General features: G+C 34.9%; 28 protein-coding genes, 1 tRNA gene and 2 pseudogenes. 10 read left to right on the forward strand and 21 right to left on the reverse strand.

Annotated features, from left to right (window positions below; genetic code table 11):
- Positions 1 to 131 precede the first annotated feature (131 nt).
- The 4 genes from ACTQ5K_RS22480 to ACTQ5K_RS22495 all read right to left on the reverse strand — a co-directional run bounded on the left by ACTQ5K_RS22480 (position 132) and on the right by ACTQ5K_RS22495 (position 2,128).
- On the reverse strand, positions 132 to 635 hold the full coding sequence (locus ACTQ5K_RS22480) for a hypothetical protein (RefSeq protein ID WP_251630034.1): 504 nt from the start codon (positions 633 to 635) through the stop codon (positions 132 to 134).
- A 410-nt stretch (positions 636 to 1,045) separates the two neighbouring features.
- The gene (locus ACTQ5K_RS22485) at positions 1,046 to 1,429 is read right to left on the reverse strand and encodes a hypothetical protein (protein WP_251630033.1); all 384 of its coding nucleotides are present in this window, start codon (positions 1,427 to 1,429) and stop codon (positions 1,046 to 1,048) included.
- Between the two features lie 79 nt (positions 1,430 to 1,508).
- Positions 1,509 to 1,730: a hypothetical protein gene (locus tag ACTQ5K_RS22490; RefSeq protein ID WP_251630032.1), complete on the reverse strand. Its 222-nt coding sequence runs from the start codon at positions 1,728 to 1,730 to the stop codon at positions 1,509 to 1,511.
- Between the two features lie 197 nt (positions 1,731 to 1,927).
- On the reverse strand, positions 1,928 to 2,128 hold the full coding sequence (locus ACTQ5K_RS22495) for an aldo/keto reductase (RefSeq protein WP_251630031.1): 201 nt from the start codon (positions 2,126 to 2,128) through the stop codon (positions 1,928 to 1,930).
- Positions 2,129 to 2,260: 132 nt separating this feature from the next.
- On the opposite strand from ACTQ5K_RS22495, the gene ACTQ5K_RS22500 reads away from it, so the two are divergent.
- From ACTQ5K_RS22500 to ACTQ5K_RS22510, 3 genes are all read left to right on the forward strand, one after another.
- A complete protein-coding gene (locus tag ACTQ5K_RS22500) occupies positions 2,261 to 3,214 on the forward strand; it encodes a hypothetical protein (protein ID WP_251630030.1) in 954 nt (317 codons plus the stop codon).
- A gap of 349 nt (positions 3,215 to 3,563) precedes the next feature.
- Positions 3,564 to 3,752 carry a helix-turn-helix domain-containing protein gene (locus ACTQ5K_RS22505; RefSeq protein WP_251630029.1) on the forward strand — a complete coding sequence of 63 codons (189 nt, stop codon included), beginning with the start codon at positions 3,564 to 3,566 and terminating at the stop codon, positions 3,750 to 3,752.
- Positions 3,753 to 3,929: 177 nt separating this feature from the next.
- On the forward strand, positions 3,930 to 5,000 hold the full coding sequence (locus ACTQ5K_RS22510; protein ID WP_396953906.1) for a tyrosine-type recombinase/integrase: 1,071 nt from the start codon (positions 3,930 to 3,932) through the stop codon (positions 4,998 to 5,000).
- 120 nt (positions 5,001 to 5,120) lie between these two features.
- Here the strand turns inward: ACTQ5K_RS22510 and ACTQ5K_RS22515 are convergent.
- Both ACTQ5K_RS22515 and ssuE read right to left on the reverse strand, forming a co-directional pair.
- Positions 5,121 to 5,192, reverse strand: a tRNA-Val gene (locus ACTQ5K_RS22515).
- A gap of 102 nt (positions 5,193 to 5,294) precedes the next feature.
- The gene (gene ssuE / locus ACTQ5K_RS22520; RefSeq protein WP_251630027.1) at positions 5,295 to 5,819 is read right to left on the reverse strand and encodes an NADPH-dependent FMN reductase; all 525 of its coding nucleotides are present in this window, start codon (positions 5,817 to 5,819) and stop codon (positions 5,295 to 5,297) included.
- Between the two features lie 273 nt (positions 5,820 to 6,092).
- On the opposite strand from ssuE, the gene ACTQ5K_RS22525 reads away from it, so the two are divergent.
- Entirely contained in the window at positions 6,093 to 6,623 is a 531-nt protein-coding gene (locus ACTQ5K_RS22525; protein WP_031536810.1) for a DoxX family protein, read from the forward strand.
- A 45-nt stretch (positions 6,624 to 6,668) separates the two neighbouring features.
- On the opposite strand, the gene nrdG is transcribed toward ACTQ5K_RS22525, so the two are convergent.
- From nrdG to nrdD (ACTQ5K_RS22545), 4 genes and pseudogenes are all read right to left on the reverse strand, one after another.
- Positions 6,669 to 7,157, reverse strand: coding sequence for an anaerobic ribonucleoside-triphosphate reductase activating protein (nrdG, locus tag ACTQ5K_RS22530; protein ID WP_251630026.1), 489 nt, complete (start codon positions 7,155 to 7,157; stop codon positions 6,669 to 6,671).
- Positions 7,154 to 8,446 (reverse strand): annotated as a pseudogene (gene nrdD / locus ACTQ5K_RS22535) (anaerobic ribonucleoside-triphosphate reductase); the annotation flags it as partial. The pseudogene nrdD (ACTQ5K_RS22535) and the gene nrdG, both read right to left, overlap by 4 nt.
- An 88-nt stretch (positions 8,447 to 8,534) precedes the next feature.
- Positions 8,535 to 10,394, reverse strand: a complete 1,860-nt coding sequence (ltrA, locus tag ACTQ5K_RS22540; protein ID WP_441132442.1) for a group II intron reverse transcriptase/maturase — start codon at positions 10,392 to 10,394, stop codon at positions 8,535 to 8,537.
- A gap of 692 nt (positions 10,395 to 11,086) precedes the next feature.
- Positions 11,087 to 11,662 (reverse strand): annotated as a pseudogene (gene nrdD / locus ACTQ5K_RS22545) (anaerobic ribonucleoside-triphosphate reductase); the annotation flags it as partial.
- A gap of 211 nt (positions 11,663 to 11,873) precedes the next feature.
- On the opposite strand from nrdD (ACTQ5K_RS22545), the gene ACTQ5K_RS22550 reads away from it, so the two are divergent.
- From ACTQ5K_RS22550 to ACTQ5K_RS22565, 4 genes are all read left to right on the forward strand, one after another.
- Positions 11,874 to 12,596, forward strand: a complete 723-nt coding sequence (locus tag ACTQ5K_RS22550) for an alpha/beta hydrolase (RefSeq protein ID WP_031536804.1) — start codon at positions 11,874 to 11,876, stop codon at positions 12,594 to 12,596.
- Between the two features lie 227 nt (positions 12,597 to 12,823).
- Positions 12,824 to 13,336: a 2'-5' RNA ligase family protein gene (locus tag ACTQ5K_RS22555; RefSeq protein ID WP_031536803.1), complete on the forward strand. Its 513-nt coding sequence runs from the start codon at positions 12,824 to 12,826 to the stop codon at positions 13,334 to 13,336.
- A gap of 4 nt (positions 13,337 to 13,340) precedes the next feature.
- Positions 13,341 to 13,766: a GNAT family N-acetyltransferase gene (locus ACTQ5K_RS22560; RefSeq protein ID WP_251630021.1), complete on the forward strand. Its 426-nt coding sequence runs from the start codon at positions 13,341 to 13,343 to the stop codon at positions 13,764 to 13,766.
- Between the two features lie 150 nt (positions 13,767 to 13,916).
- Positions 13,917 to 14,600: a YetF domain-containing protein gene (locus ACTQ5K_RS22565; protein ID WP_031536801.1), complete on the forward strand. Its 684-nt coding sequence runs from the start codon at positions 13,917 to 13,919 to the stop codon at positions 14,598 to 14,600.
- A 6-nt stretch (positions 14,601 to 14,606) separates the two neighbouring features.
- Here the strand turns inward: ACTQ5K_RS22565 and ACTQ5K_RS22570 are convergent, their stop codons facing one another.
- Positions 14,607 to 14,864: a hypothetical protein gene (locus tag ACTQ5K_RS22570; protein WP_031536800.1), complete on the reverse strand. Its 258-nt coding sequence runs from the start codon at positions 14,862 to 14,864 to the stop codon at positions 14,607 to 14,609.
- A gap of 160 nt (positions 14,865 to 15,024) precedes the next feature.
- Between ACTQ5K_RS22570 and ACTQ5K_RS22575 the strand changes: the two genes are divergently transcribed.
- Entirely contained in the window at positions 15,025 to 17,343 is a 2,319-nt protein-coding gene (locus ACTQ5K_RS22575; RefSeq protein ID WP_349204097.1) for an ATP-dependent helicase, read from the forward strand.
- 92 nt (positions 17,344 to 17,435) lie between these two features.
- On the opposite strand, the gene ACTQ5K_RS22580 is transcribed toward ACTQ5K_RS22575, so the two are convergent.
- The 7 genes from ACTQ5K_RS22580 to ACTQ5K_RS22610 form a co-directional block, all read right to left on the reverse strand.
- Positions 17,436 to 17,690, reverse strand: coding sequence for a stage VI sporulation protein F (locus ACTQ5K_RS22580; RefSeq protein WP_031536798.1), 255 nt, complete (start codon positions 17,688 to 17,690; stop codon positions 17,436 to 17,438).
- 189 nt (positions 17,691 to 17,879) lie between these two features.
- A complete protein-coding gene (locus tag ACTQ5K_RS22585; RefSeq protein ID WP_081836596.1) occupies positions 17,880 to 17,999 on the reverse strand; it encodes a YjcZ family sporulation protein in 120 nt (39 codons plus the stop codon).
- Positions 18,000 to 18,190: 191 nt separating this feature from the next.
- Positions 18,191 to 18,547: a stage V sporulation protein AE gene (gene spoVAE, locus ACTQ5K_RS22590; RefSeq protein ID WP_441994339.1), complete on the reverse strand. Its 357-nt coding sequence runs from the start codon at positions 18,545 to 18,547 to the stop codon at positions 18,191 to 18,193.
- A gap of 71 nt (positions 18,548 to 18,618) precedes the next feature.
- Complete coding sequence (spoVAD, locus tag ACTQ5K_RS22595) at positions 18,619 to 19,629, reverse strand: stage V sporulation protein AD (RefSeq protein WP_284561058.1); 1,011 nt, start codon at positions 19,627 to 19,629, stop codon at positions 18,619 to 18,621.
- A complete protein-coding gene (spoVAC, locus tag ACTQ5K_RS22600; RefSeq protein WP_031536795.1) occupies positions 19,629 to 20,111 on the reverse strand; it encodes a stage V sporulation protein AC in 483 nt (160 codons plus the stop codon). The genes spoVAD and spoVAC overlap by 1 nt, the downstream gene beginning before the upstream one ends.
- 12 nt (positions 20,112 to 20,123) lie before the next feature.
- The gene (locus ACTQ5K_RS22605) at positions 20,124 to 20,606 is read right to left on the reverse strand and encodes a YhcN/YlaJ family sporulation lipoprotein (RefSeq protein WP_349204098.1); all 483 of its coding nucleotides are present in this window, start codon (positions 20,604 to 20,606) and stop codon (positions 20,124 to 20,126) included.
- Between the two features lie 380 nt (positions 20,607 to 20,986).
- On the reverse strand, positions 20,987 to 21,343 hold the full coding sequence (locus ACTQ5K_RS22610; RefSeq protein ID WP_235252272.1) for a DUF1360 domain-containing protein: 357 nt from the start codon (positions 21,341 to 21,343) through the stop codon (positions 20,987 to 20,989).
- Positions 21,344 to 21,503: 160 nt separating this feature from the next.
- On the opposite strand from ACTQ5K_RS22610, the gene ACTQ5K_RS22615 reads away from it, so the two are divergent.
- On the forward strand, positions 21,504 to 21,992 hold the full coding sequence (locus ACTQ5K_RS22615; RefSeq protein WP_031536792.1) for a CotY/CotZ family spore coat protein: 489 nt from the start codon (positions 21,504 to 21,506) through the stop codon (positions 21,990 to 21,992).
- A 396-nt stretch (positions 21,993 to 22,388) separates the two neighbouring features.
- On the opposite strand, the gene ACTQ5K_RS22620 is transcribed toward ACTQ5K_RS22615, so the two are convergent.
- The 3 genes from ACTQ5K_RS22620 to fabI all read right to left on the reverse strand — a co-directional run bounded on the left by ACTQ5K_RS22620 (position 22,389) and on the right by fabI (position 24,450).
- The gene (locus ACTQ5K_RS22620; protein WP_031536791.1) at positions 22,389 to 22,682 is read right to left on the reverse strand and encodes an RNA polymerase alpha subunit C-terminal domain-containing protein; all 294 of its coding nucleotides are present in this window, start codon (positions 22,680 to 22,682) and stop codon (positions 22,389 to 22,391) included.
- Between the two features lie 305 nt (positions 22,683 to 22,987).
- Positions 22,988 to 23,497, reverse strand: a complete 510-nt coding sequence (locus ACTQ5K_RS22625) for a CotO family spore coat protein (RefSeq protein ID WP_031536790.1) — start codon at positions 23,495 to 23,497, stop codon at positions 22,988 to 22,990.
- A gap of 179 nt (positions 23,498 to 23,676) precedes the next feature.
- Complete coding sequence (fabI, locus tag ACTQ5K_RS22630) at positions 23,677 to 24,450, reverse strand: enoyl-ACP reductase FabI (protein WP_031536789.1); 774 nt, start codon at positions 24,448 to 24,450, stop codon at positions 23,677 to 23,679.
- Positions 24,451 to 24,983: the final 533 nt, after the last annotated feature.

The following is a 24,983-nucleotide window of genomic DNA, read 5'->3' on the forward strand; positions in this document are numbered from 1 at the left end:
TCGTTGGCTGCACACCAATTTGAAGCACTTAGTCCGCTTGTCATATAGTTAGCAATCCGTTTTTCCCATTCAACTCTAAGATCGGATCTCTTCATATAGCAAAACCTCCATTATGTGTAATCTCTAGGAGATTATCGCATATAAAAAAGCGTCAAACCATGTGGGTATAGTTTGACGCTTACTTTGATACATGCTTGCTCTTCTTTTTTGTCAATCCTAAATTTATCTTCAGCAGCCCCTAGATCACTAATCTCCTGTTTATTTTCCTTCTTCAACTCTTCCCTTTTGTCAGAACTGATTTTTGTAAACTGTTCCATTATCTTATTAGTAATATGGAAGTATTTCTTTGCTGGAGACCCCATAATTACCGTTTTAATGTAACCAGCTTCTTCTAAATCCTTGATAGCTTTTACTTGCTGCTTATAAGATAGAGCTGTCTCTTCTTGTATAGTTTCACTTGTTAGATAAAAGTACTTCTCTCCTTTGTATGTAGAGAGCATATTTTTACTTTCAAAGCTTTCGTAACTGGAGCATAGCTGACCAAATATAATTGCTCCATTTATGGATACCTCATGAGCTAGTTCTTTATTGAATATAACAAATGCATTGCCACCAATTATGGAAAATAAATTCATGTCCTTTGCTCCTTTTGACACAGAAAAAGAAACTTGCTAAAATTTAATTAGAAGTTAATCTTCTGCTTTTTTGTGTAGAGATGGTAGAGCCGCCAAACTCATTTGCCATCTCTTTTATTAACCCACCAAACCGAACATTTATTCGTAAAATACAAATTGGGATATGTCACCTAAATTTTTAATCCATATAACTTTGCTTGTGCTCCAGATCTTGTCCCCATATATTCACATATCTTTTAGTAGCGATAATATCCGTATGATCAAGTAAATAAGCATTCACATCTGAAAAAATCATCCCTATTAAACTAACTTCCCTCCACTATCCGAATAAAAAGGCGCTATTTTTGCACTTTTTATGCTATTCCTAATAATTACCCCTTCTTAACTGAACTGAAGTTATTCAAACCGACTTAACTCTGAGATTGCCAAACCTTTAAAATTGGTTCCTTTGTATCCGGAGAAACAGCCTTTTCTTTAAGATATCTATAGGTGGCCTTTAGATTTTGATACCAAATATCCATGCTTATTTGTTTCGTATAATTTGGTTCTTCCCCCCTGGATTCTGCAGCAACCTTAATATAAACATCTCGGTAAGAATATAGGGTGTCCAGAATAGTTTCCTCAGACAACTCGCAATAGCGAATACATGCTTGCAAATTTCCTTGTTCGATAGCCGGAGAAAGGCTGTCTATTTCCTCTTGCCTTCTAAGACGTTCATTCCAGTCTTGAGCTGGATCTTTTTCCTTTGGCTTTATGTTTTGCTCAAGATTATTCAGTCGGGATTTTAAACTCATTCAAAACCTCTCCTTTTGAAAAATTGAGAATAAAAATAAATAGTTTATTTCCTTGTAATGGTAAGGTAAGTAATTTGTTTTATTCCTCGTTTTCATAAATTTTTTCAAGCTTGTTTATTCTCTCCGCTAAATCCCCTAATTCCATTGATTTCAAAGCTGTATTGGATAATGTTGCTATTGTTTTCGCTTTATCTATAGTCATTTCTCCATCCTTAAGCAAAATATTAATTACCTTTGCTAGCATTCTTCTAATGTCTTGAGGCTTGTTAATTCTGATGTCTTTGGTAAAATGTTTATTCATCTTTTGGCTCCTTTTCTTGTAAACTAGAAATATTCTAATGCATCAAGGCTTTCGCTAATTTTAAGTTTACAAAACGTCATAAAAAAAACCATTTATAATCCCCATTTCCGACTCTTATTGTGATAAATGAGCTTGAATAGATCCAAATTTTTCATGAGGTAAAGAACCAGTAGATCACTAAGTAAAGTCATTTTATGCTATTTAATTTTTTCTCCTTTTTCTACATTCTCTTTTGTTTTTTCAATAGCTATAAAAACTTCTTCCTTTCTTTCTGGAAGTAGCTCTTTACGTAGCAAGCGACTAAAATTGCCTTCAGATAGTCCATATACATCTGCCACTTGCCATTGTTTTAATCCCGCCTCTTTAATTGCCATTCTAATATCTTCATTTTTTACCATTCTCTTATTCTCCTCTCTTGCCATTGTCATTATTGTCGTTGTATAATCATTTTAACGTAAATTTTTACCATAAAAAACAAAAAATCACATTTATATCGTAAAATAACGTAAATTTTTAAGGAGGAACTATTATTGAGCCTATCATTCTATTCCATTCATCAACCTGAACAAATTAACATGTATAACTCGTCTGTATTAAGTGAAACAGAGTTGGAATCCATCCTTCATGCTATATATGAAAGAGATTCTACACATGGAGAAAAGATGGTTTCAGACTTTAAAAGATTATTTCACCTTCAATTAACAAAAGGAAGAGCTGCTTCTGCAAATTATGACTTTTTTATAAACCATCAACTAGTAAATGCTAATAGCCCTTGTATCTTCTCCTTTCCAAAAGATTATACATTTACCTTAAAAGAACCCAAAGGCCTTGCTACTAAATTTGCTTCTCTAAAATCTGACAAAGAAATTCTTGAATTTGCAAAGGAATATGGATTACTAGGTGTTATAATGCCCTCTTTTAAAACAACGGATTATGGACCAACAGTATTTGAACCTATCTATTTTTGGAGATTTTATATTAACCAAATAAAAAAATTATTAAAGTTATATAACATGCTAAAGAAAAAGCATAAAAATCAAAACATTGATATTATTGGGGAACTTATAAAATATAAAGAAACCGATGGAAAAATTTCTTTCGAATGGGTAGAGGGCGGCGTAATTCCAATTAACTATGAAGAAAAGACTGATGATATAGATTATGAACTTTATGATCAAATAACAGGGGCATATATATTTACTACCTTGGTGAGGAATGGTTTAAAAGGAGCTATTGATGTAGACTTTTCCAATATTACTAGATCTGAAAAATCAGAAATCGGATTTCGTATGAAGGAATCATATAGTACAAATTATTTACTAGGAGCAATCTATTATGATTTATGGGAACTTATTAGTAATGATACAGAAATACTTGATTGTGAACATTGTGGCATCCCCTTTACAAAATCTGGTCGAAAAAAATACTGTAGTGATTCCTGTAAAACCCTAGCATATCTATCTAGAAAAGAAAACAAACAATAGCAATGTGATGATTCTCCAACAACTATCACTAAAAAGGTTCTTACTCATTAAATAACATCGCACTTCACAAGAATTCAAGCCTTACAACTCTAAGAGGATCACTCACAAAAACTAAATAACAATAATTTAGATAAGGCTCAACTTTTATCACACAATCCATCAGCCATTCTAAAAGAAATGAATTTGGAAAAACACACTATTATACTGCTAAACTTGTTTAACAATACATTCGAGAGGCAGGCTACAAGTTTCTCCATTTAAAAATTAAACGATCAGAGAACTTGAGAAACATGATGAATGGTTACTATCCTTATGATTGGAAACACAAATTATTTTGGGAGGACTTTTTATGGATAATACAAATAAATATCAGCAATTACCAGATGTCTTAGATGTAAGTGATATAAAAAACTTCCTCAATATTGGTAGAGTACAGGCTTATGAGTTAGTTAATTCTGGACAATTCCATGTAATTAGGCTGAACCGAAGAATTAAAGTGCCTAAATCCGCTTTTATAAAATGGTTTGAAGGCAAATAAATAGCCATAATGGAATTAATTGTATCGTCCATCCCTTTCCATTTTAGAATATACTTAATTTATCGGTAACTCTAAAAAAGGGATGGGCTTTACCTTGAAAGGAGTTAAACTACAAATGCCGGTTTATAAGGATAATAAAAGAGGCACATGGTATTGGATACTAAATTATAAAAATGAATATGGGAAAGAAAACAAAAAAAAGCACGAGGTTTTAAAACAAAAAAAGAAGCTACTGAAGAATTAAGAAAAATAGAAGTTGAAATAATTCAAGGAACCTATATAGAGCCATCCAAAGTACTTTTTAAAAATTATATGGAGGATTGGTTCTCGTTAAAGAAAATGTCGATTAGTAATCAAACCATTAAATTATATGAATATGGTTTAGCTAATCATATTCTGCCTTCCCTTGGCTCAATACCTTTATCCAATTTAAGACCTATCCACATTCAAAAGATGATCGCAGAAATGCATAAAAAGGAATTGGCTGGTTCTACAATCCGAAGAATCTTTAATATAGTAAATACTTGTCTAAATTATGCAGTCAAAGTTGGTGACGTGCCAAAGAATGTTGCCCAACAGATTGATAGACCAAAGGTGAGCAAAAAGGAATTAAACATTTGGGATATTGATCAAATTAAAAAATTCTTAAATGCTGCTAAGGAGGATCGTCTTTACTGCGCATTCTATTTAGCAATCATGACTGGTCTAAGACAAGGTGAGATTCTCGGACTACAATGGAAGTATATCGACTTTCATAATAGGACTTTATTTGTTAGACAAATCCTGGAACATGACGGAAAAAGGTTAAAAAAAGGCGCAAAAACTGATTCCAGTATTAGAACAATTGCTTTGTCCCCTTCTACCATTAAAGTTTTAAAGGATCATTATCAAAAAATGCAAAGGGAAAAAGAACAGTTTATAGGTGATAGTAATGCTGTATTTAATCATCATGACTTAGTTATTTGTTCCAATGTTGGCACACCGCTCAATCCTAGAAATCTTGTCAGAACTTTCAATAGACTGATTCAAGAAGCAGACCTGCCAAAAATTCGGTTTCATGATCTAAGGCATTCTCATGCTTCATTAATGATTTATCAAAATGAGCCAATCAAATTAATTGCTGAAAGAATGGGTCATTCCAAAATAACTACCACAATGGATACTTATGGTCATCTATTACCGAACATGCAAAGAAATGCCTCTGATAAATTGGATGATACGCTATTTGGGCCTTCAAAAGAGGGATAACTTTTTTGGATGCCATATGGATGCCACGAAGGTATTCATTAGAAAATGTACAAAGTAAAACAAAAACAAAAAAAGCCTCAATCCCTTGCTGGACAAGGAATTAAGACTCTTTTCTCTTGATGACCTGTGAGGGACTTGAACCCACGACCCCTTCCCTGTCAAGCAAGTGCTCTCCCACTGAGCTAACAAGTCATGGTATTAATATTTTCCTCTACCCCAATCATACCATGTCCTCTTCCCTTATTCTAGAAAAAAATAAAAAGTGACGGGCAAACCATCACTTTTACACCGTTATTAAACTCCTTCAAGTAGGTGCTCTAATTGGTTAGTAATCCTTGTTTGCGCATCTGCATCTAGTAGATAGTTTTGATTGACTTGCTTTGTAATTTGATTATCGGTAACATAGGCTCCTGTTAAGATATTGGTTGCACCTAAATTTGCTAACACAGGTTTCAATGCGTAATCTATTACTAATAAATGAGCATAGCTTCCTCCAAGCATTAAAGGAAGTATCGTTTTATTTCGAAGACTCTTTTGTGGCAATAGATCTAGAAATGTCTTAATGATGCCTGAATAAGAAGCCTGAAATACAGGTGATAGGACAATCACTCCATCACTTTGTTCTACGTTTTGTCTTGCTTCCTTAATTTCTTTATTCATAAAATCAGCGGTAATTAAGGCAGCGCTTGGCAATTCATGTACTTGTATGACGTGGACTTCAACCTTCTCTTTTTCTAAAAAGTCAGCAGTATATTGTAAGATACCTGTTAATCTTGAGTCTATTTTGTGTCCACCAGCTATGATGGTTACTTTCGTCATTGATGTCTCCCCTTTATAAAAATCTTCTATGTGAATAATAGTTTTTTTTCCTTGTGCAATTATTTTATCATGAATAACAGTTTATGTGCTTAAACCCTGTTTCTAAACAATTATGTTACATAAATCACTTTTCTTATCAAGAAAGTTCACATTTAAGACATATTCTTTTGAATGATTTGTGAATTGATTCACATTATTATTTTATTTTAATAAGTATTTGATATATTTAACTTGTAAATAATAAAAACGAAAAATAAGAAAAGGATGATTCTTATGTTTATCGGATTTTTAAGAGAAAATAAAATTGCAGCTGGCATTTTAACCATCATTCGTTTATTCCTTGGCTATTCTTGGTTTACTTCTGGATTTGGTAAACTTACTGGTGGGGGTTTTGATGCTTCTGGATTTTTAACAAATGCAGTTACTAACCCAGTCATGGGTCCAGATGGCGGAGCAGTCTATGGCTGGTACACTAGTTTTGTAGAAGGATTTGCATTACCGAATGTAGGTTTATTTAATGTTCTCGTTCCTATTGGAGAAACATTAGTCGGTCTTGGGTTAATTTTAGGTTGTTTCACAACTGCTGCAGCATTCTTTGGAGTATTAATGAATTTCTGTTTCTTGCTTGCTGGCACCATTTCTCATAACCCAACAGATATCTTATTGGGCATGATTATCATGATTGCTGGAGCAAATGCAGGATATTACGGTCTTGATCGCTGGGTACTGCCTTATGTTAGAAAAGCAATCTTTAAAAATGAAGATGATAACAAAGAATTGAATAAAAAACCTCGTTTGACATAAATGAAAGTGCACTTACTAAAATAGTAAGTGCCTTTCTTTTCTGTTCTATTCGCCATATAAAACCAGTTTATGCTGCTTTAAACTTCTTTGACAATCTATCACTCGTTGGTTTTTACTTCCTTTATAAAGGAGACTTAAATCTCTTTGTTCGATTAGAAACCGGCCATCAACTAAAACATCTAAATATATACTTAATTCCGCAAACTCTTCCTTAAATTCTGTCACTAGCTCTTCCCAGAGAAATCCTGTATAGCACCAAATATTTTTATTATTTTCTTTGCATTTTTTAGTTAATCGTATAAGTTCTCTTATTTGTAGCATTGGCTCTCCACCACTAAAGGTAATATCATTTAATGGATTTCGATTCAATTGACTCATCATTTCGTCAATTGACATCTCGATTCCTCCATCTATTCGCCAGCTCTCTGGATTATGACACCCTCTACAATAATGAGTACACCCCGCAAAAAAAATAGTAGTTCTTAATCCTGGACCATCGACAACACTATCTTCAACTATTGATAATACTCTCAACGATGTTTAACCCTTTCCCGCTCTTCTGCACGCTTAGCTGTATTCCAACGATCAAGTGATCCAACAAGATATCCAGTAATTCTTCGTATCCGTTCAATCTTTGTCTCTTCCTTTTCTCCACACTTAGGACATTCGTTATCAATAATCCCTTTATAGCCACAGCTTATGCAGCGATCCACTGGATGATTAATACTTCCATAGCCAATCCCTGATTCTTTCATTGTCCGGACGATTTTCTCCATCGCCTCCATATTTTTACTAGCATCACCATCTAGTTCGACATATGTTATATGACCCGCATTCGTTAAAGAATGAAATGGTGCTTCCCGTTTAATTTTTTCATAAATAGATATTGGATAGTAGACGGGGATATGAAAACTATTAGTAAAATAATCTCTATCCGTCACTCCTCTAATAATTCCAAACTTCTTTCTAGTTGCCCGTAATGCTTTTCCCGCAAAGGATTCCGCAGGTGTTGCAAGCAGTGAATAGTTCAGCTGATATTTTTCCATTGCTTGATCCGCTTTTTGGCGCATAAACTGAACAATGCGCAAACCAAGCTCATACGCCTTTTCGCTTTCTCCATGGTGAAAACCAAGCAAAGAAACTAAACACTCTGCTAAACCAACAAACCCAATCGATAATGTTCCTTGCTTTAAAAGTTCATCTAGTTGAGCATCCATCTGTAGCTCTTCTCCACCTTGCCAAACTCCTTGTCCATATAAAAATTTAAAATTTGCTACTTTTTTCTTTCCTTGGTAATGATATCTTTCTAGCAGTTGTTCAATAACCAAGTCTATCGTTTCATTCAATTTATAAAAAAACGATTCTATTGTATTGGACTCTAAGCCAAGCAAAGGGAGATTAATACTTGTGAAAGATAAATTCCCTCTTCCAATTGTTTGTTCCCTTCCATGGATATTTCCCATTACTCTTGTTCGGCATCCCATTGTTGCAACTTCTGAATGAGGAGTACCGTCATAATACGCTAAATTAAATGGCGCATCGATAAAAACAAAGTTAGGAAATAATCTTTTACTTGTTGTCTCAATTGCTAAACGAAATAAATCATAGTTTGGATTTTCTTTTTGATAATTTATTCCATCCTTCACTTTAAATACGATGATAGGAAAAATTGCCGTTTCGCCAGCACCAAGACCTGCTTGTGTTGCGAGTAGCAAGTTCTTTGTTAACATTCTTCCTTCCCTCGATAGATCTGTCCCTAAATTTACTGAAACAAATGGAGTCTGCCCCCCACCTCTTGAATAGTGATAGGTAACATTTTGAAGTTATCACCATGTTTTCCCCCACTCTACACCGTACGTGAACCTTTCAGCTCATACGGCGTGCCATCGAAATAGTAAAATCAAAAATTTACTAAAAGGTAATGTTGTAATTTCCCACTAGCTTTCGGAGTTCGTTAATCTTTTTCATTTCCTCCTCCTGAAGGCTATATCTCTTAATGAGACGCTTCTGTGTCCTGTCATTATTAGTGTGTACTAGCAAGTGAATATTGGTAAGGAGATATACTAGGTTACTGTATTCATCCGTTCCACCTTTTTGTCTTGGTATTTTATGATGACATTCCATATCATTGATTGTTAGTTCTAATCCTGTAACAAAACATCTACCGTGTTGAGCAGAATATAGCGAAATTCGGTTATCATTATATTCAATACTCCGATAGACTATAGGATTTTCCATAATATGTTTAAGAACGAATTGATTAACATTGATTAATTTATCATGAACAAGCTTTCTACCTTCATCTGTATAATTGGAAATTCTGCTATTAAATAAGGTTGGTCGCCTGAACTTGATACCTGAGATTGGATATAATGCAATTTTATGCATAAAGTATTGTTTTCGATGAGCATATTGACCATAGTGCTTTTTGTATGTTTCAGAAAAATGCCCTCGATGTGAAACACATTTTTTCCATCTCTGTTTTAATCTGTATAACGTATCGTTCTCAATGTCACTGAAGTCCCTGTTAACGTTGGTTGCAATACTGTAGTAGTTGTGCACCCCAATAATAAGTGAGTTTAGCTTATACACTTCTTTTGGAGTGTTGCTATTTTCTATTTCGTCTATTTTCTTACGTATCTCTGATTTAATTCGAATTTTCTCTTCGTCAACCATATGTGATTTGATAACGTAACGTTTTTTCTTCCTTTGTACTTTAATCTTAATGCCAAGGAACTCTGTATAGTTTTTCTTAAGATTTACAATACTTGATTTCCTTTCGTTAACTTCTAAGTTTAACCTTTCCTTAAGCCAGTTGATAGTTGCAATATAAAGCTTTTTGGCATTTTCATAGCTATTAGTTAGGATTCGGAAGTCATCTGCATATCGGACGAAAAAGCACTGTTTTAATTTGGTTCCGTTTCTAAGTGCATTCAATTTATTTGAATTATTTTTGTAAGGTAAATTTTTAAAGTTCCCCTTACCATTTCCTCCACAGCGCTGTTTTGCAGGAAATTCAATCCATTGTGAAGCAATCCACCAGTCAAGCTCATTTAGTACAATGTTTGACAGAAGTGGGGAGAGGATTCCTCCCTGAGGTACACCTTTTGATGATTTTCCCTCATTTTTCATTTCTGCTTTTAACATTTTACTAATTATTGAGATTAACTTTTTGTCTTGAATGCCTAAGCTCCAAATTTGTTTTAGAAGTTTTCCGTGATTAACATTATCGAAAAATCCTTTAATATCGACATCTACAGAGTATAAACATTTGGAGGAGTGAACATAGCTGTAAAATTTTGCAATTGCGTGTTGAGTACTCCTATTTGGTCTGAAACCATAGCTTTCATTAAAGAATTTAGCTTCACAGATAGGTTCCAAGACTTGTTTTATACATTGTTGGATAAGCCTGTCTTCAATTGTCGGAATTCCTAAAGGACGTAAATCCCCATTTGGTTTAGGAATCAATTTCCTTTTTACTGTTTGTGGTTGATAGTTGTTAAGCCTTCTTCTAACGTAAGAGATGACGTCGTTAACATTTTCCACACCAATATCTAAGATAGTTCGTCTGTTCGTACCACTAGTTTTACTCCCTCTATTTTTCTTAATGTTTCTGTATGCTAGTTTGATATTTTCCTCGCTAATAATAATTTCATAGAGGTTTTTGAACACATTGCCTTCATTAGATTCGAGATATAGCTGGTCATAGACTTCCTGAATATTGTAATATTCATTGTACCGTAGACTTTTCTTCTTTTTAGCCATAGTCATAAGTCGGTGTTACCACCTCTCTTAGTCATACTCGAACCTTATGATTATTACAAAAGAACCATGATTTTACTATTTCGACTAGAGGCTATCCCTCCACCATGTTTCCATGGCTTCAAAGGTACTGTGCCTCCGCTCTCACTCGGATTTAATACGTTATAACAAATTGCTTTTGAACCGTATTTACGCCTCATTGGTGGTTAATCCTCTGCGTTCCGAGCTTTCCCCGTTCCGATATTCTTATCCTTTCATATACCCTTAGGTTCCATCTATGAGCCTGCTTGAACGTCATCACCTTTAATGATGAAGGGTGTTTCATAATGCACCATTTTACTAAACCCCTCAAGCACCTAACAATGTAGGCATATGCATTTCTACATATCACACTATAGACTCTTTAGGTCAATGGTTCGTCGGTGGTTTGCCAACCACATTCTAACCATAGGTATTTTATGGACTCCCGGCATATAGGCTACGCTATTCACCTCTGAATAGGTTTCGAATCAAAAAGATTTTCGGTTGCTCTCTGCCGACTTCACCGAGCTTCGTACCATCAAATGTTAACCCATTATCAGGCACGTCGGAGTATCAGAGGAAGCATTTCAAGGCGTTGCCCTATCATTCTACTTCTCAGAATATCAGTTCTAACAATAAAAAATTGTTGTACCAGCTTTTCACTAGTAAACGGGTCACACATGCATCGAGTTACAATTATGTATAAATGCCTCACAAGCTTGGTAAGTTTCTCTTTCTGTCCATTTCCAAGCACTACGTTCCAACTCTTCACTGTCATCTATTAAGTCACTTAAACGAAGCTTATTTTGGCAGTATGTTTTATATACATATGGTGCTAGATCATAGTCTAACATTGGGATAGATTGTCCCCCGTGTTGCTGATTTTGGTTAGCTTGTAAAATGATGGACGTAAGCGCCATTGCACTCATAATAGATTTAGGCTCTCTCATAAACCCATGACCTGTATTAAACCCATTCTTTAAGATTTTTGCTAATGGGATTTGACAACAAGTTGTCGTACCAGAAGAAAAAAAATCAAGATCATGAATATGAATATATCCTTCTTGATGTGCCTCTCTCACCTCTTTCTTTAACAAATGCTCCATAGTATAATACTTGGAAGCAGTAGCAGCAAATTGCATCATATGACTCATCGGTGACATCCCATCAATATTTGCATTTTCTTGGATAAAGTCTTGATTATTGTTTTTCATTATTTCATCAAACTCACTTACTAATTGGACATTCTTGCCCATCTAACTCACTCCATTCATAAAGGAATCTTTACCCATTATAATGGCATTTCTTTTAATAAATCTATATATTGTGTTAAATTCACAAAATATACACAATATATAGATTAACTTAAGTTTCCCCTTCTGTGAACCTGACCTCCTACTATCCATGAAGAATTATTATTGATACACTATTGGTAAATTCAGTGACAAAGAAAGGATAAGGATAACGATGACTAAAGGGACAATAAAAGAGGAAACTTTATTTAGCAAAGAATTAGGCGAAGAAATAACATTACTAATCAATCTTCCTCCTGCCTTCTCCCCTCTTTATAAATACCATTTGCTAATCGCACAGGATGGGAAAGATTATTTTCAATTCGGTCGAATTGGAAGAGTGGCTGATGAATTACATGCAAATCATCAAATAGCGGAGACTATCATTGTTGGAGTCCCTTATTCGTCTGTCCATGATCGTCGGGAAAAATATCATCCAGATGGCCCTCAAAATACAGCATATATCCGCTTCTTGGCACATGAACTTGTTCCTTATCTAGATGAACAGTTTCCAACTTATCATATGGGATTAGGACGTGGGCTGATTGGAGATTCATTAGGCGCTACCGTATCCTTAATGACTGCATTAAAATATCCACATACCTTTGGCAAACTCTTGCTGCAATCTCCATTAGTAAATGAGAAGGTATTACAAGCCGTTCGCAAGTTCGATTCCTATCATTTACTAGAAATTGATCATATTATAGGTACAGGTGAAACTGCCGTAAAGACAACAATCCAAACAACAGAAGATTTCCTTACACCAAATAGAGAGATGGCGCATCATCTTAAATCAACAAACTCTGATTATACTTTTGAAGAATTTGATGGAGATCATACATGGAAGCATTGGCAACCATATATAGCCAAAATGCTAATAAGAATGTTTCCTTCCTAATTGGAAACTAATTTCGTTTAGCTTTTTTAAGCAATCGTGAAAGTCACTCCTCGTATAAAGACATGAGGGGTTGCTTGCTAAACATTAGATTTTTTCTGAAATCTTTGAACTTAAAAGAATAATTTTGTTATAATATCTTACATATAGAACATTGAAATCGTAATAATAGATAGTCCATTTTCTATATCTTTAAATAATGTTTTTATAATGAAATGGAGGTCCATCAAATGAAATATGGTATTGCTATTTTTCCTGGAAAAGACTTGCAGGATTTGGCCAATTCCCTTCGTAAACGATATGATCCGAAGTATGCTTTAATCCCGCCACATATTACATTAATTGGTGATTTTGAAGCGGGAAACGAAGAAATTGGAGAAGTAAGTAAGAAACTTGCAACGATTGCAAGTCATTATCATTCTATTCCTATAAAAGTATCAAAAGTAAGTTCTTTTAAACCCGTCAGCAATGTGGTCTATTTAAAGATTGAACCAAATTCTGATTTAGAACACCTTCATCAAGAGCTAATTAGTACATTGGGAGTTAGTCCAGAGCATCCATTTGTTCCACATATTACTCTTGGCCAAAATTTATCGAGTGATGAGCATTTGGATTTATACAGCAATTTACGGATGCAAAACTTTCATTTTGAGGAAAAATCAGACCGCTTCCATTTGCTTTATGAATTGGAAAATGGATCATGGACTGTTTATGAAACTTTTAGGTTAGGAAAGGAATCGTGAAAAAGTGGAAGTAATCGTCGTGAAAACAGATAAAGAATTAGAAGATGCATACTTTGTACGTAAAACAGTATTTGTAAAAGAACAACATGTACCAGTCGAAGAAGAAATAGATGAATTCGAACAGAACAGTACACATTTTGTACTTTATGATGACAATAAAAAACCAATAGGTGCTGGTCACTATCGATCATTCGATGAGTATGGAAAAGTGGAAAGAATATGTATCCTATCTACCAATCGAAAAGGTGGCGCTGGGAAAGCGGTCATGAATAAAATAGAAGAATATGCCTTAAATAACGGTACTCCTGCTTTAAAGCTTAATGCTCAAACACATGCTATTCCATTTTATAGCAAACTAGGATATGAAGTTATTTCCGAGGAATTTTTAGATGCCGGTATTCCTCATAAAACAATGATAAAAAAATTATAATGTTATTTGGTTGTCCCAAGATGCAATCTTTCCTCTAAAAGGATATCGATTAGAGCATCATAATTGGGCAGCCTTTTTATTTACAACCTAAAGCTTTAGGTTTAACTTTCATGGATTTGCCTAAAATAGATGTTGGAAAGGGTGGGTTGCATGGAATTCAAACATATATTTAGTGAACTTATTATCGGATATTTTTTGTTGCTTCTTTTAACAAAAATCTTAGGAAAAACCCAAATCACTCAGATTACTACCTTTGACTTTGTTTCTGTTTTGGTACTAGGGGAGCTTGTAGGGAATGCTATGTATGATACAGAAACAGGAATTAAAGAAATTACCTATTCTATCCTGCTTTGGGGAGCTTTAATCTATGTTACAGAATTTATTACACAAAAATTCCGAAAAACTAGACAGCTATTCGAAGGAAAGCCATCTATTGTTATAAATAAAGGCAAAATTGATTTTCATGAACTTAAGAAAAACCATTTGGATATAAACCAGTTACAACATTTACTCCGTGCAAAAGATGTATTTTCGATTGCCGAGTGTGCTTATGCTATTTTAGAAACGGACGGCACCATAAGTGTATTAAAGAAATCTGCATATTCAAATCCGACTAAGCAAGATATGAAAATACCAATTGAAACCACTTCACTTCCGATAAGTGTCATTTTAGATGGTGAAATCATAAGAGAAAACTTACCTCGAATAGGCTGGTCCGAGGACCAATTAATGAAAGAATTAAACAGCCAAAATATTCCATCTTATAAAGATATCCTTTATGCAGAATGGCGCGAAGGCTCTCCCTTATATGTACAGAGCTATGATATGAAGTAATTTCCTTTATACTTGTGCATGAAAATAAGTACCCTTTCCAGTTAATTGAGCAATTAGCTGCTCATTGGCTACTTTTAATTCATGCATGTTGTTTTTTGGAGAAAAAGGCTTGGAAGAAGATTTCTCCTCTTGATTAGCTGGAAGATTAGCAATCTTGGCCACAGGATATGTAGCTTCTTTTTTATAGATTTTTGTTTTGCTGACAATATCTCTCACCGCATACTGCTCTGCTTGAAAATGAGTGATTGGTAAGATATATCCCATCTTAATCAGTCCTTTCCTTCTATATATAGAATCTTTTCCCTTCTTTCCCACATGTTAAACCATTTTTCCACACTTTAAACAATCCTTTGTTTTTGATATGATAGATATTATTTCACAACAGATATGGATAGATGTATTAAAAATAGATTCGAGGTTTCCTATGTTAACAGCTTTAAATTATGATAGATTCATTTCATTAAATACAATTGATAGACAAGAATTGCAGAAAGTTTATGAAGCTGGCAAAAATGGGCTTCTTGCCTGCACTTTATGTGGAGAGGCGGTAAAGCTTTATTTAGGAATAAAGAGTGCTCCCTATTTTTATCATTATTCTTCTAAACAACCATGTGCGACAGAAGACTTATCCAATGTTCAGGAAGAACAAGCTGCTACCATTGATATAGACGATGAAAAAACAAATGGATTTCGATTACCAAAGAGCAGAAGTATTTTAAAAATTGTTACCGAAAGCCCAACTTTTAAACCGCCTATGACTATTAAAGCAACGATTCATACATCTGAATTAGCGAATAGTCTACCAGTTACTTATCCAAAGGAATCTTATTTAAATATGCTCGCGCAAAACGGTTATTCAGTTGATGCTACCCAAAGTAAAGCTGTTACAATCGACGAGGGACCGATTCTTATTCTAGCAGGAGCAGGAAGTGGTAAGACGCGAGTATTAACAATGCGAGCCGCTTTTCTAATTCACGAGAAAAAAGTTGATCCGTCGACAATTATGCTCGTTACTTTCACCAATAAAGCCGCAAACGAAATGAAGGAACGATTATTACACTACCCAATGATGAACAAAAGTGTAGTACAAAAGATTGTTTCTGGAACTTTCCATAGTATTCTCTATCAAATATTGATTTTTCATGAACGAGAAAAATGGCAACGTAATAAACTACTAAGCAGTAATTGGCAAAGAGAGCTTTTATTAAAGGAAATAGCAAGGGAAGAGCAAATGGATGAGAAAGACTTCCCATTTGATGCAGCCCTTCAATTAATAAGCGCATGGAAAAACAGCATGCTATCCCCCAATAATGTGGAGCCTGATAATGACTGGGAACAAAAAGTTGTACAGTTATATATAGGCTATGAGACGAAAAAACAACAACGAAATCTATATGATTTTGATGATATGCTTCTTGGCGGCTATCGTTTTTTTGTGGATAACCCAGCTATTTTAGCAACCTATCAAAAACGCTTTACTCATTTCTTATTAGATGAATTTCAAGACATAAATAAAGTGCAATATGAGTGGATAAAGCTAATGGCAGGTTCAGCTAAATCCATTTATGCAGTGGGTGATGATGATCAATCTATCTATTCTTTTCGAGGCAGTGATCCAAAATACCTGTTAGATTTTGAAAAAGATTATCCAAATTCACAGACAATTATTCTCGATTATAATTACCGCTCTTCACAAGAAATTGTGTCTGCAGCAAAATCAACCATTAGCAAAAATACAAAGAGACGTGCTAAAAAAATGATTACAGGATATTCAGGAAAGCCCCCAATTGGGTTCTATCCTTATGACGAAGAAGAAGAAGCGACGATGATTTTGACAGATATTCAGGAAAAGATAAAATTAGGTTATGAGCCAAGGGATTTTGCCATTCTCTTTCGTACAAACACGAATAGTCGTGCCATGTTTGAGCGATTAGCATCCTCTAGTTTACCATTTAGATTGGAACAGGATACTGGTTCCTTCTACCAAAGGTTTATCGTAAAAAGCATGTTGTCCTATTTAAAACTCATTGATGATCCAGATAACCAACAAGCTGTTGGTGATATCCTGCCTACTCTCTTTTTGAAAAAATCCGTTTTGCAGGATATTAAAGCAACGAGTATTTTAGAAGATTGCAGCTTTTTAGATTGCCTCCATTTTATTAAAACAGGGTTTGCCTTTCAAGAAAGCAAGCTAAAAAAAATTCCAAATACATTAAAGGGATTAATAAATCGTTCTCCGCTTGATGCCATTAATTATATAGAAAAAGAATTAGGCTTTCAGGAATTTATTAAAAAACGAGGAAATGAAGGGAATCAATGGGATAAAGGGTCTGACGATATTCGCGATTTAAAGGTCGTTGCACGAAAATTTAATTCCATTAAAGAATTTGTGCAATATACGGATCATATGATGGCGATGAATGAAGAATTACGCAAGCAATATAAAAATGAATCCAACGTAATTACCTTAAGTACTATTCATCGTGCAAAAGGATTAGAGTATAAAACCGTTTATATACTCGGTGCGGTTGATGGGTCTATCCCTCATGACTTTGCATTAGAGTCATTCCGAAATAATAATATTTTCCCCCTTGAAGAAGAGCGTCGGCTTCTTTATGTTGCGATGACAAGGGCACAAAAAGAACTATTTCTGTCCATTCCTATGTATCTAAGAGGAAAAAAAGCTAAGGAATCACGTTTTTTATCGCCCTTGTCGATGTCTCCTTTTGTTCAATTACATTAATTTTAAAAGCCATCGTAAAACACTATTGTTCATTGGACAAACAAAAAATAGGGTAACTTTTCAGAGATTTTGATCAGTTACCCGTTTTCCTCTTACTTTTTGTTAATCATTTTAGATAGCGTATTAAAATCCAGCTGCTTGCCGTCTTTTACAATAGATTCAACTATTTTATCCTCTGTTTGCTTTGGTACAGATTTACCAGCAATTTGTGATACTCTTCGAATAACACTTCTCACTGTTTTTTCATCTTTAAAATTTGCGTTTTGTAAGGAATTTGCTAGTTCCAAAATATCTTTCATATTTACGCCAGTTTTTGATTCTATGTTTTTAAAGAAATTATTGTTCATACACGTGTTTCCTCCTTAGGTGAGCTACTTTACATTGTATGAAGCAATAGAAAAAAGGTGAAAACCCGGTGAAGAGAAAAGGCAAAAATGATTAAGAGGCGTAGCAGGTTATTGCTATTGAGAGCTCCATACTAAAATTCAAAAATATAAAAGGAGCTCTCTTTAAAAGAGAGCCCCCTTTTCCCATGATTAGTTGTAGAAGCTAGCTCCTACGATTACTAACAAGATAAATAAAACAACGATTAAAGCAAAAGAAGAGATTCCTCCTCCGCTATAGCCGCCACCATAGCCATATCCGCCATAACACATTCCTACTTCACCTCGCTTCTCCTTATACTCATTATCAGAATATGGAGAATTGAAGTTTATGTATAGGCAAGCTACTAATAACGAATAGAATGTACGATTGTCATGAGTGTCCATTCCTTTACTTTCCATGCATAAGGAACTATCATAAATTTCCTACCATTAATCAAAAAATAAAGAATTTTCACATATTCTTACCCTTTTGGTTTAAAAATTAGAGCACCGATAAAACCGAATATAATAGCCGCAGATATCCCTGAACTCGTTACTTCAAACATCCCTGTTAATACACCAACAATGCCATGCTTTTCAGCTTCTTGCATTGCTCCATGTACTAATGCATTTCCAAAACTCGTTATCGGAATGGTAGCACCTGCACCTGCAAAATCGGCAAATGGCTCATATAATCCAAATCCATCCAGTACCGCACCTACTACGACTAATGTTGTTAACGTATGTGCAGGAGTTAGCTTAGCAACATCAAACATAAGCTGTCCAATAACATAAATTATACCTCCTATAACAAAGGCCCAAAAAAACATTGGGAGCATCCCTATTCCTCCTTTTTCCTATATTTCTTCCATGCGACAATCAGTAGGAAAGAAATTATCCTACTGATTTATTAAATTTCAATCGATACAGCGTGAGCGATACAAGGTATCGTTTCATTTTGTTGCACGGTTAATGGGGAAAGAAGCGCACCTGTTGCGACTAGAAGAATCCTTTTGTAGGTGCCTTTTTTCATTTCATTTAATAAATGTCCATAGAGCACAGTTGCTGAACATCCCGCTCCACTTCCTCCAGATTGGACCGGCTGATCTTTTGTATAAACCAATAACCCACAGTCTTTAAATTTATTTTCATCTATACTCAATCCTTTTTCTTTTAATAAAGCTATCGCGGTTTCTCTCCCGATTCTTCCTAAATCACCTGTGACAATTAAATCATAGTGAGAGGGATCAATTTTTAAATCTTGAAAGTGTGCAAGTATTGTATCTACAGCTGCTGGAGCCATTGCTCCCCCCATATTAAATGGATCTGCTAATCCCATATCAACCACTTTGCCAATTGTGGCAGAGGTTGTGTAAGGTAATTGCCCAACTGATTGTCTACTTGTCACTAACGCCACACCTGCACCAGTTACAGTCCATTGTGCTGTCGGTGGTTTTTGCCCACCATATTCAGTTGGATAACGAAACTGCTTTTCAACCGCTGCATTATGACTAGAGGCACCTGTTAATACATTCGTAGCACCCTGATAATTCACCATGAAGGAAGCAAGAGCAAGACCTTCCATAGATGTAGAGCAGGCACCAAATAAACCGAAATAAGGGATTTTCAAGTCTCTTGCCGCAAAGCTTGAAGGGGTAATTTGATTAATTAAATCACCAGCTAAAAAAAACTGGATATCTTCTGGCTTTACTTCCCCTTTTTTAAAAGCTGTCTGTGCAGCTTCCTCTAGTAAGATCCGATGAGCCTGTTCATAAGAGGTTTTCCCCATCCATAAATCATCATGTAAAATATCAAAATCATTAGCTAACCTTCCATTTGCTTCAAAGGGACCTCCTGATACGCCGGTAGCTTTTATTACTGGATGATTTTGAAATACCCAGGACTGTTTACCTTGAAGCATTAGAATCCCCCCGTCATTAGAATGAATATTGTTTTAATAAGCGCGACCACAAAGGCTGAAAATACACCGAATAAAATAACGGAACCAGCGAGCTTAAAAATATTTCCACCAACTCCAAGTACAAATCCTTCTGTACGATGTTCAATCGCTGCTGAAATGATGCTATTACCAAATCCTGATACAGGTACAGCACTTCCTGCTCCTGCAAACTGGCCCAAACGATCATAAATACCAAAACCAGTTAATAACATCGAAAGAAATATGACTGTAGCTGTTGTAGGGTTGCTTGATGTTTGCTCTGTAAAATGGAAAAAGTAAATGTAGAAATAAGAAATAATCTGGCCAATCATACATATTAATCCGCCGACAAAAAATGCTTTTATGCAATTTTTTAAAACCGGCCGTTTTGTTTCATATTGTTGTTCAAATTTTTCATATTGCTGTTGCTCTGGTGTTTTGTTTTTTTTCTTACTGTCTGCCATTTTATCCCCTCCTTACGTTAACTCATTATTTAATTTAATAATTTCTTTCAAACGCTTGTCTGCTTTTTCTTCACTAAATTCCGAATCTTGGATTTTATCCCTTAAGCGCATTGTCTCTAAGAAAATTTTAAAGTCACTAGAAACCGTAAATTTCTCCTCTGGATATTTAGATTCCAGCTTTTCCGTTAATTCTTTTTCAATACTTTTCATTTTAAAACGAGCCATCTGTTTCACTTTATAGGCTACTAACGTATCCTTCTTGCCTTTAACTACTGCTACATCATAAATGGACGAAATGGTATTTGTTTCTTCCTTTATCCCTTGGACCAATTCTTTTTGACCTGCTTCGTCGGATTCTGTATAGATAACAACTGGTTCTGGATCTACCTTTTTCAGCATAGACCATCTGCTATTCGGCGTTTCTTTCTCACAACCAGTTAAGAAAACACATAAGCTAAAAATCAATATCAAAAAAGCGTGCTTTTTATTCGTCATATTCTTCCCTTCCTATGTAAATGATGAATTGATGTTTATATTTTCTTCTTTTTAAGCTTTAATTATTAGAGGTTTCTCTAACAATTAAAATCCAATTTTTACAAACTCTTTTTTAAAATAAAAAATACCCGCTCAAAGTCGGGTATTCTCCTTATTTTGCAGATTTTTTTCCGCAATTACATCCTGATTTTTTCTTTTTTGTTTTAGTTGTTGCTTTCGGCTTTTCTGTCCCTTTTACTTTAAATACTTTTTTCTCCAGCAACTCAATCCCTCCAATAATAATATCTATACACGAATAAAAACACTGTTCTCAAACGTGCCTTAACACATTGTATGACGGAATGAAATGCATGTGTAAACAACTAGCCTACCTAATGCAGTTAATCAACAAACACTCTTTGTAAGATAGCTTCAATTAAGGAAGCTCCTCCTGCTATCGCAAAGACAAGCACAAAAGGTCCACAAATGCTTGGAAAGATATAATATAAAAGGGTAAGGAAGATTGCGACCCACACACCAGTACACCAATAGCAGCTAATTAACTCTCCAAAGAAACCACGGATTTTTCCAGATTTAGGAACTATATAAACTTCTGTTTGCCCATCATTATTCTGTTCCTCTACTTCATCTAAAAACAACTTACGGAAAGATTCTGTGATTCGATCAAAAACAATTAATCTCGTTAGACGAAAGCTTGCCAAAATTAATAAAAAAAACTCCATCCATTGGATATCCATCTAGATTCTCCCCTCCAATCGACCAAGAAATAGTAAACGGATAGTCAGATGCCCAAATTTTGAGAAAAAAGGCGTTTGTCCGTAACCCATAAGGCTCTTCGGCAATATGTTAGTAATGTAAGAAACATAAAGAAAGAAACAAACAAGGAGGAAAACAATTATGGGTTGTGGAAAAAAAGAAGATATTTACGGTACATCCAGCTGTGTTTGCGAAGTGGTTCGTGCCATTAAAGATATCCAAGATAACGCTGAAGACACTTGCGAATGCGAAACTAACTGTTTCTCAGAGCCACTAGGATCACTTGTATCTCCAACAAAGCGTAAAAAAGCTGATACTCGTGTATTCGTTTTAAGTTCTGCTGATGGCTCTCCATTCCATGCATTTTATACAGGTTCAGACTGCAACTGCGTTTCTATCTTTTTCCGAGTAGAGGATGTTTTTGATAACTGCTGTGCAGTATTAAGAGTACTTGCTCCAATCGGTAAAGACGGAGAAACACTTGATATCGTTGGACACAAAGGAATCGATTTAAGCAAAATTTGTGAATTAGAAGGTTTTGTTCGCACTTCAAGCTGCATTACAGTTGACTTAAAATGCTTCTGCGCAGTTCAATGTATCGCTGACGTTGACTTAAATGTTTGTGACTAATAACGATAAAATTTATATGCTTTACCCTCGGAGGACGTCTATCATGGCTCCTCCATTTTTATGTTTACTCCTTTCTTTTTTTTCATTACATTTTATGCACGGAAAGGAGTTACCATGTTACAAGACAAACCTAATCATCTCGATTCACAAATTTGTTGAATATTGGACAATAAAAGGGGGGCCGCATAATAAGCAGTTTCGATTATGTGGTGAAAATTTTTTTAAAAAGAATTCAAAATTACATATTATCTCAAAGCAAAAACGCATTTCATTCCCCTCTCAGTATGATAAGCGGTGATTATAAAGCTAATCTTTTTCAAGAGAAGGCATCTATCATAGGGAGGAAAAAATACTGAATTTGTCAAAAACGCCTTGTTTGATTAGTAATCCTTGTGTTTAGTCTTTGAATGATAACCCGTTTTCTTTTAATACAGACCTAAGTTTTGGTAAAGAAGCTGGTCCCATTCCGTGAAATTGCAAAATATCTTTCTCGCTATATTTTGATAGCTCCTTCAGCGATGTTATCCCATTGTTTTCCAATGCACGTCTTGCTGGTGCCGATAGCAATGAAAGAAATCCATTATTAGGTTTGCGTTCTGTCTCACAAATCGGGCAGGTTGGACAATCGCTGCTTTTAAAGTATTTGTGTCCCTTATCGCATGTTCTTAAAATTTTTTTTGAAGTAGTCATAAAATGTCTCCCTTTTTGCTATTATTTTTTCCTTCAATATATCTAGTTAAAGAATTTAATTCATCCTTTTTTCCGCAGTTCTCAATCTACCAAAGTTTACCTAATTCAATACTTTTATATTCGTTTAATTTAATATTAACATTAAACTCCGAATGTTGATAAATTACCAAAAGAAAAAGGAGTTATTCCAAATCAATGAACGGTTATAAATATATCATTAGCAGTAACCAATTTCGTAGATTACTGTATGTAATATATTTATACACCATCTAATTTGAAATAACTCCATTAATGCGATGAATTAATTAAATACCAATCATTCTTACTTCTTGAATCACAGCTATTTTTAAGGTGACGATCGACTGATCCATTAGTTTTATATCAACATTTCCGTCTGTTAAACCAACTATAAATCCACGAATATTCTCATTAGCCGTTATAACAATACACGGGACTGGTGGCAACTGCTTAGGAAAATTAAGTAAGTACTCTAATTTCTCGACTATCTCCATCTCTTTAAAGCTTTTTAACCGTTTAAAGGCAGGTTTTCTTGGAGATTTTTCCACTTGCTGCTCCTGATAATTTTGCATTTGTTCCTGGGTATTCATTGTGGAGGCTTGCTTTTCCGCTCCTTCTTTTGAGAGCTCTTTTGTTTCTTTGATCTCTTGGAGCATTTCTTCTTTTTGCTTTTTCTCCATCAGTTCTTTGTATTGCTTCTGTTTAGCAATTTTTGCAGAATAGCTTACTTGCATATTGCCTTCCATCTTTTTGGTACCAGACTGAGAAAGATAAGGCTTACTATTCTCACTGTACACAATTTTCACCTCCTAAAACATTAACCATATTTTTTATAGGATTCATCCTAATGTATGCATGATTTGCCTAATACGTAACTTTAATTATCAAAAAATGAAAAGAAGTGTATGTGGAAAGACGAAGTGGTTTGGTCAAAAAATAAGACAACCCATCAGCTGATGAGTTGTCTTTAATTGAATTAACCAACAATGTGGAAACCTGAATCTACATGAATATTCTCTCCAGTTATTCCTCTTGCTAGATCACTAAACAAGAACAATGCTGTATCTCCTACTTCTTCTGGAGTTGTTGTTCTTCTAAGTGGAGAACGCTCCTCGATTTCTTTTAAAATGGAATTGAAATCACTAATTCCTTTTGCAGATAATGTGCGAATTGGCCCTGCGGAAATAGAGTTCACACGAATACCTTCTTTTCCTAAATCAGCAGCTAAATAACGAACGCTTGCATCCAAGGAAGCTTTTGCAACACCCATTACATTATAATTTCTAATTGCACGCTCTCCGCCTAAATAAGTTAATGTAACAATACTTCCGCCTTCTGTCATTAAGCCTTTTGCTTCTTTAGCAACCGCGGTTAATGAATAGGAACTAATATTGTGCGCAAGTAAAAAACCGTCTCTTGTTGTATTCATATAGTCGCCTTGTAATTCTTCTTTATGAGCAAAAGCGATGCAATGAGCAATCCCATGAATTACCCCAACTTCTTTTTTTATTGCTTCAAAGCAAGTGGCAATTTCTTGATCATTAGTAACATCACATGGTAACACAATACTATCTGATGAATCTAAAGTAGCAACAAGGTCACGAACGCTTTTTTCTAATCTTTCCCCTGCATAAGTGAAAATTAACCGAGCACCAGCTTTATGCAAGGAAGTCGCAATTCCCCATGCAATACTTCTTTTATTTGCAACACCCATGACAACATAGGTTTTGCCCTTTAATGAAAAAGTCATTCTTATTCCTCCTATATACTATTACAAGTTATTAGTACCTAGTACTAATTTTACTACAAAAAAATAAAAAAAGAAAGCACTCATACAATAGGCACTTTCGTCATTTTTGTCATTAGCATACCGTATCGTCGTTATTATCTGTTGCTTTTTTGGGATTTTAGCTTTGCATTTTTTGTTAAAAAGGGCTTAGAGGCGCTTTCTCTGTTACCCTTTCGTCCTTCTTTTTACTAAAAAGGGCTTAGAGACGTTTTCTCTGTTACCCTTTCGTCCTTCTTTTTACTAAAAAGGGCTTAGAGACGTTTTCTCTGTTACCCTTTCGTCCTTCTTTTTGCTAAAAAGGGCTTAGAGACGCTTTCTCTGTTACCCTTTCGTCCTTCTTTTTGCTGAAATGGGCTTAGAGGCGCTTTCTCTGTTACCCTTTTGTCCTTCTTTTTACTAAAAAGGGCTTAGAGACGTTTTCTCTGTTACCCTTTCGTCCTTCTTTTTACTAAAAAGGGCTTAGAGACGTTTTCTCTGTTACCCTTTCGTCCTTC

This window comes from Niallia sp. Sow4_A1 (genome assembly GCF_052116745.1).
GTDB classification, from domain to species: Bacteria; Bacillota; Bacilli; order Bacillales; family Cytobacillaceae; genus Niallia; species Niallia hominis.

What these genes read in the sequence shown, in the direction of transcription:
- ACTQ5K_RS22480 (WP_251630034.1), bottom strand. Translation starts at nt 635, where the DNA reads ATGAATTTATTTTCCATAATTGGTGGCAATGCATTTGTTATATTCAAT.
- ACTQ5K_RS22485 (WP_251630033.1), bottom strand. Translation starts at nt 1,429, where the DNA reads ATGAGTTTAAAATCCCGACTGAATAATCTTGAGCAAAACATAAAGCCA.
- ACTQ5K_RS22490 (WP_251630032.1), bottom strand. Translation starts at nt 1,730, where the DNA reads ATGAATAAACATTTTACCAAAGACATCAGAATTAACAAGCCTCAAGAC.
- ACTQ5K_RS22495 (WP_251630031.1), bottom strand. Translation starts at nt 2,128, where the DNA reads ATGGTAAAAAATGAAGATATTAGAATGGCAATTAAAGAGGCGGGATTA.
- ACTQ5K_RS22505 (WP_251630029.1), top strand. Translation starts at nt 3,564, where the DNA reads ATGGATAATACAAATAAATATCAGCAATTACCAGATGTCTTAGATGTA.
- ssuE (WP_251630027.1), bottom strand. Translation starts at nt 5,819, where the DNA reads ATGACGAAAGTAACCATCATAGCTGGTGGACACAAAATAGACTCAAGA.
- ACTQ5K_RS22525 (WP_031536810.1), top strand. Translation starts at nt 6,093, where the DNA reads ATGTTTATCGGATTTTTAAGAGAAAATAAAATTGCAGCTGGCATTTTA.
- ltrA (WP_441132442.1), bottom strand. Translation starts at nt 10,394, where the DNA reads ATGACTATGGCTAAAAAGAAGAAAAGTCTACGGTACAATGAATATTAC.
- ACTQ5K_RS22550 (WP_031536804.1), top strand. Translation starts at nt 11,874, where the DNA reads ATGACTAAAGGGACAATAAAAGAGGAAACTTTATTTAGCAAAGAATTA.
- ACTQ5K_RS22555 (WP_031536803.1), top strand. Translation starts at nt 12,824, where the DNA reads ATGAAATATGGTATTGCTATTTTTCCTGGAAAAGACTTGCAGGATTTG.
- ACTQ5K_RS22565 (WP_031536801.1), top strand. Translation starts at nt 13,917, where the DNA reads ATGGAATTCAAACATATATTTAGTGAACTTATTATCGGATATTTTTTG.
- ACTQ5K_RS22570 (WP_031536800.1), bottom strand. Translation starts at nt 14,864, where the DNA reads ATGGGATATATCTTACCAATCACTCATTTTCAAGCAGAGCAGTATGCG.
- ACTQ5K_RS22575 (WP_349204097.1), top strand. Translation starts at nt 15,025, where the DNA reads ATGTTAACAGCTTTAAATTATGATAGATTCATTTCATTAAATACAATT.
- ACTQ5K_RS22580 (WP_031536798.1), bottom strand. Translation starts at nt 17,690, where the DNA reads ATGAACAATAATTTCTTTAAAAACATAGAATCAAAAACTGGCGTAAAT.
- ACTQ5K_RS22585 (WP_081836596.1), bottom strand. Translation starts at nt 17,999, where the DNA reads ATGTGTTATGGCGGATATGGCTATGGTGGCGGCTATAGCGGAGGAGGA.
- spoVAE (WP_441994339.1), bottom strand. Translation starts at nt 18,547, where the DNA reads ATGCTCCCAATGTTTTTTTGGGCCTTTGTTATAGGAGGTATAATTTAT.
- spoVAD (WP_284561058.1), bottom strand. Translation starts at nt 19,629, where the DNA reads ATGCTTCAAGGTAAACAGTCCTGGGTATTTCAAAATCATCCAGTAATA.
- spoVAC (WP_031536795.1), bottom strand. Translation starts at nt 20,111, where the DNA reads ATGGCAGACAGTAAGAAAAAAAACAAAACACCAGAGCAACAGCAATAT.
- ACTQ5K_RS22605 (WP_349204098.1), bottom strand. Translation starts at nt 20,606, where the DNA reads ATGACGAATAAAAAGCACGCTTTTTTGATATTGATTTTTAGCTTATGT.
- ACTQ5K_RS22610 (WP_235252272.1), bottom strand. Translation starts at nt 21,343, where the DNA reads ATGGATATCCAATGGATGGAGTTTTTTTTATTAATTTTGGCAAGCTTT.
- ACTQ5K_RS22615 (WP_031536792.1), top strand. Translation starts at nt 21,504, where the DNA reads ATGGGTTGTGGAAAAAAAGAAGATATTTACGGTACATCCAGCTGTGTT.
- ACTQ5K_RS22620 (WP_031536791.1), bottom strand. Translation starts at nt 22,682, where the DNA reads ATGACTACTTCAAAAAAAATTTTAAGAACATGCGATAAGGGACACAAA.
- fabI (WP_031536789.1), bottom strand. Translation starts at nt 24,450, where the DNA reads ATGACTTTTTCATTAAAGGGCAAAACCTATGTTGTCATGGGTGTTGCA.